The organism is Edwardsiella ictaluri ATCC 33202, assembly GCF_000264785.1.
Classification (GTDB): domain Bacteria; phylum Pseudomonadota; class Gammaproteobacteria; order Enterobacterales; family Enterobacteriaceae; genus Edwardsiella; species Edwardsiella ictaluri.
Map to the genome: position 1 here is coordinate 1 of NZ_AFJI01000017.1, position 8,189 is coordinate 8,189.

Genomic DNA, 8,189 nt, shown 5'->3' on the forward strand with positions numbered 1-8,189 from the left:
GAAATGCTTGATACGAATCTTGCGAGTGCCCACACAGATTGTCTGATAATTTGTTAAAGAGCGTCGCCGTGAAAACCCGTTGAGTTATCACCGGCGTGGGCTGCGTATACTACGCTTTTTGCCCGCAGAGTCAAGCAGTTATTTTTTGCTTTCTCCGACTGGCTGGGCGACGTATCGGTCGTTGTTCCCGGTCAGTGGAGGCGCATTATAGGGACTTCTCGCTACGTGACAAGCCCTATTTTCAAAAAAATGAGTCAACCGAATAACTTTTCAGCAACGACGCCTGTTTTGCCGCTTATATACTCAGTTCCCGCAGAGTCTCAAAACCCAGCTGACGCAATACCGGCAGCAGGGCGGCCGTCTGAGCATCACACTGCGTCGCATAGGCAACATTACGCATATCTTTCCCCGGCAGCGTCGCCTGATTGGCAATCAGCCAGGCAACCCGGCGGGCGATCGCGGCACCGGAGTCCACCAAACGGGTGCCGGCGGGCAATACCTGCGCCAGCTCATCGCGCAGCAGCGGGAAATGGGTACATCCCAAGACCACGGTGTCCGGTGGCTCGGCCATCGTCAGCCAGGGCCGCAAAATCGTTCTCAGCCGCTGCAGATCCAACGCCTCGCCGTGCAGCTTCGCCTCCGCCAGCTCGACCAGCTCCGCCGATCCCAACATTTTTATCTGGCAGTCTGTCGCAAAGCGGGCGATCAGCTCATGGGTATAGGCCCGCTGCACCGTCGCGCGAGTCGCCAGTAGCCCCACAATGCCGTTGCGGGTTAGCTTGGCCGCCGGCTTAATCGCGGGAACCACGCCCACGACGGGAAAGGGAAAGCGCGCACGCAGCGCAGGCAGCACAATGGTACTAGCGGTATTACATGCGACAACCATCGCCGATAGGGTATGGCGCTGATGCAGCGACGCCACGATGCGCAGCACGCGCTCCGTGATAAACACAGCCTCTTTCTCGCCGTAGGGGAATCCCTGATTGTCAAAGGCATAAATATAGTGGAGATCCGGTAGTAACGCGCGGATCTCCTGATAGACAGAAAGCCCACCGACACCGGAGTCAAACACCAGCACGGTAGGCTTGGCAGTGGCTACATCATCAGAAGGTGTAGCTACCGGAGAGATAATATTCCCGTCCTGCGGTTTGGTAGCCATAAGCGGTTTGATAATTTTTATCTAACAGATTACCAATTCTACCACGAACCGTGAGCTGGGATGTAACCGGATAAGAGGCCGAAATGTCTACCGTGCTGTAGCTGGGCAGCTTACCGCCCGGCGCGCTTTTATCGCTACTGCGGCCGAAATACTGGTAGGCCAGATCCATCCCGAGATCCCAAAGGTTCCAATCCAACTGGTACTTACCCTGATGACGGGAGCGACGCGGCAGCAGGTCTCCGGTTTTATCATCTCGGGGATCAATATATTGCAGGGTCACGCGGTGGCTCAGCGCCCAGGTATCCATACTGCCGACCCACTCGACGCCTTTGATGGTCGCCGAGTCAATATTACTGTACTGTCCGTGTCGGGTGATCGGATCGCTAAAGTAGGTGATCAGGTTGCGAACCTGATTACGGTAGGCCGACAGCTGCCAGTCCAGCGGACCGCTCAGGCCGCTCAGCCCCACCTCCCACTGGCGCGACTCCTCCGGGCGCAGGTTGGGATTGCTTTGTATATCCATACGATCGGAGCCAAATTGCTGCCCCAGCGACGGTGCCAGAAAACCGGTGCCGTAAGAGAGCGTCGCACGGTAGCCGGGGATAAACTCCCAGCCAGCGGCGCTCTGCCAGGTACCATGCCAGCCAAATTGCTGATCATTGTCCGCCCGTCCAGAGGCCTCGAGTGTCACGCTGCCCACTTTGTGTTGACCACTCAGATAAAATCCAGCGTCGTAGCGCTGGTAATGTTGCGTCCTCTTGGTATCTGATGAGATCAAACGTTGCTGCTGCCAGTCGGCCCCGGCACTGAGCATGCCGCTGTCAAAGCGGTAAGTATTGCCCCACTGCAGGTTATACTGCCGTAGATCATCCAGGGAGCTGCCGTTGCCAAAACGGCCATAGACTGCGCTATAGTTGTAATCCTTGATCTTTTGATAAGCGGCGATCAGCTGCGACGCATAGGCGCCGGCATGATAGCGCAGTCCCATATCGTAGCTGTGGTTGTACAGCTGGCGCTGGGTACCGCTGCTATCGCTGCCGTATTTCCCCGCATCATAATCAGAGGCTTCGCTGTAGCCATGGCCGCGGACAAAACCAGACCAGGCCTCAGAGAAACGGTGCTCTACCCCACCCCACAGCACTTTATTACGAAACCCGTCCCGATCGCCGTCAGGCCCATAGGGCGAGTCAGGCTGAACATTAAAGCCGCGGGTCGTCTGAAAAGAGCCCGCCAACGATAGGGTTGTATTTCCCAGCTGCTGACGCACCCCGGCATCATACTGCTGGTAGTGATTGGTACCGGTGCCCACGCTCAGCTGCGCACCGGGCTCGGCGTCCAGCGTAATGATATTGATAACGCCACCGATGGCTCCGGAGCCATAGACCGCCGAACGCGGCCCGCGGATATATTCGATACGCTGCACCATGGCGAGCGGGATCTGATTCAGCGCAGCCACATTGGTGATGCCGGGGCGAGCCAGAGGGATCCCGTCGACCAAAATCAGCGCTTGGCGCGCCTCTGTACCACGCAGGTACAGCGAGGAGCTCTGCCCCAAGCCACCATTCTGGACGATGTCGATCCCCGGCAGGCGACGCATGACCTCGTCTAGGCTCTTGGACTGCCAGCGGTCGATATCGTCCCGGGTCACAATGTCCACCGGCGCCAGCACCGTCGACACCGGCTGGGCAAAGCGACTGGCCGTCACCACCATCTCACTCTGCGCCGCCTGCACCCCGGCCGACACGGATGCCGTCACCGGAAACAACGCGATAACCATATGTTTCTTATTCATTATAATTGCCTTCTCTCTACACCCAAGATAACAGGCCGGCTCCCTGCTGCCTCACTCAAAAAACAGGGCATTCTACCCAGCACATCGGCATAGGGATACCCTAGCGCACGTGCTGAGCGGCTCTGAATTCGGAGAAAAAGGAAGGTGATTAGAGGATTATTCTCAGTTCAGTAAAACTGGGCTCGATTTTAACTAAAATAACGACGCAACCCACATGTTTATGTGTGCAAAAAGTGCGCCGCCGGTAGGAGAAACGGAAGCCGACGGCGCAACAGAGAGTAAAATGAAACACCTAGCACCTTATATTGCGAAGCGCCACCTAAAACAACGTTACTGGGCTGCCGGCGTCCAGGCTGACAGATTGGCGTCGCGGATCTTCAGCTTTTCTGCCGCAGACTGCTTCCAATACGCTTTCGCCATTCCGCCTTCCCAATCACCGTAAGAGGGGTTGGGCAGAATGATAAACTGCGTGCCAAACTTCTGATGATTTTCGGCCACAAAGTCTTTACGCACCGCATTGCCCTGGTGGTAAGTCGCCCCGGTAAAGTCATTCAGGTTATCGCCGACATACAGCACCGGAAAATAGCCCATCTCGGTCACACGCTTAAAACGCGCGACTTTATTGCTGCTGCTGTCTTTCAGCAGCAGGTTCTCAGCGCTAACATCCGGGAATCCCTGCGCCTTCAGATCGGCCAGCGTGCTGCTCAGCCCCTGCTGCGAGCGATTGGAGATGTAAAAGACCCGGCCGCCGTGGTCCTGGACAAAGCGGGCAAAGGAGACCGCGCCCGGTAATGCCTTAGCCTGACGCGCCTCAACCCACTGATCCCATTCCACCTCGCTGAAGCTGCGTGACTGTTTGATCTGCCAAGCGGCATAGGGCGTGTTATCGACCATAGTTTCATCGATATCGACAATCACGGCCTTCTTACTGCCTTTAGGCGCGGGATTGTTGAGAAATGCAGTTTTAGCGACGTTAAATGCCTGCCAGGTCAGCGCCTGATACTCGCCTGACTGTTGCATCCAATTCACGGCCAGCGTCGCCTGCGATGACAGCTGTTGCTGTGCGCTCTGCGGGTGGGCGGCGCAACCGGCCAATACCATCACCGCCGCGGCCAGGCTCAGTTTTAGCGTATGTTTCATCAATGCCTTCTTGTCTATTAACGCGATCAGTACTGGGAATTCACGATGACTTTTTCACCAAATGCCCCGTTCTTCGGCATCGGCTTATTGGTGGAGTTCAGCGGGCGCAGCACCCGGATCCCTTCAGCGCCAGCCTTGCGGGCGTCCTGAATATCATTGTCAGAATCACCGTAGAAGATGGTGATATGGTACTTCTGCATATATTCAACTTTGGCATCTTGTTTGGTCCCGGCAAAAATCACCTTATTCAGCTGATTATCCGGAATTTTGAAATCGTCTTTCAGCGTTTGAGTCAAATCCTCTTTACCATTAGACGGCATCGGACGTCCGGTGATGAAATAGACATGATCACCGCGTTTTAAATGCAGTTCCATCAGCGCCCGGCCAGAATCTTTGGGGATCGAGAAGCGATCCCAACCGCTGCTGCTGACTGCATCCCAAAACTTCTGGTTTTTCAAAAACGCATTGCTGTCAGGTGAAAATTTTTGTTTCCCATAAAAAAATGCTGGGCTGGAAAATAACAGTGTATCGTCGATATCAAAACCAACGCTAATCGGTGCCTTCCCTTTAAGACTTTCAGCGACCTGCTCAATAGAGATCCAGTGAATCGGATATTGCTGCGTTAACTGCGTCAGCGTAGCGCCCAGATTCGGCTGTGCGCCTGTCTCAGTAGCAAAAGAAACTGGAGAGGAAATCAGACCGGCTGTAGCAAGGACTAATGCAATCAGTGATTTTTTTGTGGTTATAAACATAGCGATAATCTCTTAATTTTGCATGGAGGGAGTCCATTTTGTATATATAAAACTATATCGACTCAAACAGCGTGATTAATGTGATCATGATCCATGTTTAAAGACATTCATGTTACAAATAGACGCAAATACGTGACATTCATCACAAAAAACCGTCATTCATTTGTATAATCATAAAAAAGCAACGCCGTTGCTCTTATTTTTAATAACGTCTAATAATTATCAGCAGGAATCAATGATGAATACAATCCGCTCGCTTGTGGCCCTGTCCACCATAGGCTGCATAGGTATTTTTCCGCTCATTTCACATGCAGCAGAGATTTACAACCAGAACGGCAATCGCGTTTATTTAGATGGCTCTTTTAAGGTAAGACATTATTTTTCTCAAGATAAATATATTGCCGGAGATCAATCAAAGGTAAAGTTCACTCTACGTGGTGAAACCAAAATCAATGATCTTATGATTGGCTATGCACGTTGGGAATACAATGTAAAATTAAACCAACCAGAAAGTGCTGGCAGCAGTAAAAACACAACGCGTATAGGATATGCCGGCATAGGCTTCGGACAATATGGAAGCTTTGATTATGGCCGGAACTACGGGATCCTGAACGATATTAATGGTTGGACCGGGGCGCCTATTCCTGTATTCGGCGGCGTCTCTTATGACGGCGTCGATAACTTTATGACCTACCGTACCAATAACGTCGCCACATACCGTAACCGTAATATTTTTAACTTGGTTGACGGCCTGGATTTTGGCCTACAGATACAGGGTAAAAATGACGGCTGGAACGCCCCGGAAACTCAGACGGGTCCGCTCAGCAGCAACCCTCGCGGCGTCGCGCACCAGAACGGCAATGGGGTTGGGAGCTCGCTGATTTATCGTTTCGGGAATGGTCTCAGCATCGGAGGAGCATACGCTAATTCAGCGCGTACGCTGGAGCAGCGTCAGGATGACCTGGGTAAACGGGCGGATGGCTGGAACGTTGGTGCCCGCTATGATAACCATAATGTCTATCTGGCCGCCATCTATGGTGAAGTCAAGAATATGCACTATATTGGTAAACAGGATAGATTTGCACCGAAGGCACGTGGATATGAGCTGCTGGCCCAGTATCAGTTCGACTGCGGCCTGAAACCCTCCCTCGCCTATCTCAACGGAACGGCAAAAGATCTCAAGGGTAACGCAAGCAGTAACCAAACCTATGTAAAATTCATCGATCTGGCGACCACCTACTCTTTTAACAAGAACCTGGCGCTCATCTTTGAATATAAGATCAACCTGCTGGATGACAACACCTTCACGCGAAATAACGGTATCAGCACCGATGATGTCTTTGTCACTATGCTGAACTATAAGTTCTAATATTTTCTCCTGCCGGGATCGCCTAACGCTAATGGCGGTCCCCTCTTCAATTGATACCCTCTGATACCCTATGCTTTATGAAAAAAAAAGAAAACCGAGCTAATTAATAGCTACAAGATACTTCTTCTGCTAAAGAAAAATACGGATTATTACTTTACCATCACCGATATTATCCACTTTACTGGAATCAGCCGCTATAGAGCTGAACATATCCTCTCCGAATTTGAAACCATGGCGCTGGTCAGCAAACGCGTTGAGCATTTCGGCGCCAGCTTCCGCTATTATTACAAGGGCACGCTAAGCGAAGAGTAACGCACGCGGGACTGGACATCATACGTCCATCGCCTACAATCGCATCCTTTGGGATACCTATCGCGGACCAAAGCGCAGTCAGGCCGATGGCCATCTGCTCGACCGTTGACTGCCCGTCCCGCCGACGCCCCGTGCGGCGGGATGAACATACCTGCCGTAACTTTCCCGTGCCGATGAGAACCGATATGACGCCAAGCATGCTGCCAACCGAACACTATGACGACCAGCTCAGTGAAAAAATCCACCGTCTGGAGCAAATGATGCAGCCGTTCGGTGCCCCTGCGGTACAGCCATTCCGCTCGCCGGTGAGCCATTACCGCATGCGTGCCGAGTTCCGGATCTGGCACGATGGCGATGACCTCTACCATATTATGTTTGATCCCCAGAGCAAACAGCGCATCCGGGTGGATCAGTTCCCGGCCGCCAGCGAACTGATCAACCGCCTGATGCCGCTGCTGCTCGACGCTCTGCGTCCCAACCCAACCCTACGCCATAAACTGTTTCAGATAGACTACCTGTCCACCCGCAGCGGGCAGATTATCGTATCCCTACTGTATCACCGCACGCTGGATGATGCCTGGAAGCAGGCCGCAGAGGCTCTGCGCGATGCGTTACGCGGCCAAGGATTCGCTATCCAGCTAATCGGACGGGCCAGTAAGACCAAGATCTGCCTAGACCAGGATTGGGTCGATGAGGTATTGCCGGTCGCGGGACGCCAGATGATCTATCGCCAGGTCGAAAACAGCTTCACCCAGCCCAACGCAGCCATCAATATTCAGATGCTGGAGTGGGCGCTGGACGCCACGCGCGGTGCAGAGGGGGATTTACTGGAGCTGTACTGCGGCAACGGCAACTTCTCACTGGCGCTGGCACACAACTTTCGTCAGGTGCTGGCCACTGAGATAGCCAAACCGTCCGTCGCGGCTGCGCAGTACAACATTGCCGCCAATCAGATAAACAACGTACAGATCATTCGCATGTCGGCAGAGGAGTTTACCCAAGCCATGCAGGGCGTCCGGGCGTTTAACCGTCTGCAGGGCATCGATCTGCACAGCTATGAGTGCAATACCATCTTCGTCGATCCCCCACGCAGCGGTCTGGATACAGAAACCCTTGGCATGGTACAGGGATACCCGAACATCCTGTACATCTCCTGCAATCCACTGACGCTATGCGATAACCTTCACACGCTCAACCAGAGTCATCGGATCACGCGCCTGGCGCTGTTTGATCAATTTCCGTATACCCACCATATGGAGTGCGGGGTACTGCTGGAACGTCGCTGATCCCAAAAAAACGGGCAGCTCTCTGTCTGGCTGCCCGCGGCGGTGTGACTCAACGGTGTCTCTCATCGTCATCATCATCCCTATCCTGCACGGTGCGGCTGCGCTGTCTTTTAATCCGGACACCGATCCACAGCACCAACGCTACACACAGTAAAGAGGGCAGAAAGTTGGAGCCAATGGCGGGATATTCAACGCGGATCAGCGTGCTGTAAAACAGGAGGCCGAGCAGAAAACAGGAGGATGAGAGCACTGGCATACCCTCTGGCATGGCGACGTGAAGATAACGCTGGTGTAAACAATAGGCTGACAGCACCAGGGCTATCAGTGGAAAAACGGAAAATGGTACGACGCTACTGAACAACGCAGAAAACGATCCGCG

General features: G+C 53.3%; 7 protein-coding genes. 2 read left to right on the forward strand and 5 right to left on the reverse strand.

Going from position 1 to position 8,189, the window contains the following annotated elements:
• Positions 1-295: 295 nt before the first annotated feature.
• The 4 genes from murI to aphA form a co-directional block, all read right to left on the reverse strand.
• Positions 296-1,159 (reverse strand): glutamate racemase, encoded by an 864-nt coding sequence (gene murI, locus EIEH_RS01625; RefSeq protein ID WP_035608506.1) that lies wholly within the window; start codon positions 1,157-1,159, stop codon positions 296-298.
• Positions 1,104-2,951: a TonB-dependent vitamin B12 receptor BtuB gene (gene btuB, locus EIEH_RS01630; protein ID WP_015872982.1), complete on the reverse strand. Its 1,848-nt coding sequence runs from the start codon at positions 2,949-2,951 to the stop codon at positions 1,104-1,106. The genes murI and btuB overlap by 56 nt, the downstream gene beginning before the upstream one ends.
• Before the next feature lie 330 nt (positions 2,952-3,281).
• Positions 3,282-4,091 (reverse strand): 5'-nucleotidase, lipoprotein e(P4) family, encoded by an 810-nt coding sequence (locus tag EIEH_RS01635; RefSeq protein ID WP_015872983.1) that lies wholly within the window; start codon positions 4,089-4,091, stop codon positions 3,282-3,284.
• 26 nt (positions 4,092-4,117) lie between these two features.
• Entirely contained in the window at positions 4,118-4,843 is a 726-nt protein-coding gene (aphA, locus tag EIEH_RS01640) for an acid phosphatase AphA (RefSeq protein ID WP_015872984.1), read from the reverse strand.
• Positions 4,844-5,078: 235 nt separating this feature from the next.
• On the opposite strand from aphA, the gene EIEH_RS01645 reads away from it, so the two are divergent.
• Positions 5,079-6,212 (forward strand): porin, encoded by a 1,134-nt coding sequence (locus EIEH_RS01645; RefSeq protein WP_035608510.1) that lies wholly within the window; start codon positions 5,079-5,081, stop codon positions 6,210-6,212.
• Between the two features lie 497 nt (positions 6,213-6,709).
• Positions 6,710-7,810, forward strand: coding sequence for a tRNA (uridine(54)-C5)-methyltransferase TrmA (gene trmA / locus EIEH_RS01655; RefSeq protein WP_015872986.1), 1,101 nt, complete (start codon positions 6,710-6,712; stop codon positions 7,808-7,810).
• A 49-nt stretch (positions 7,811-7,859) separates the two neighbouring features.
• Here trmA and EIEH_RS01660 read toward each other — a convergent pair.
• A partial coding sequence (locus EIEH_RS01660; protein WP_035608514.1) for a YijD family membrane protein occupies positions 7,860-8,189 on the reverse strand: 330 nt, incomplete at its 5' end.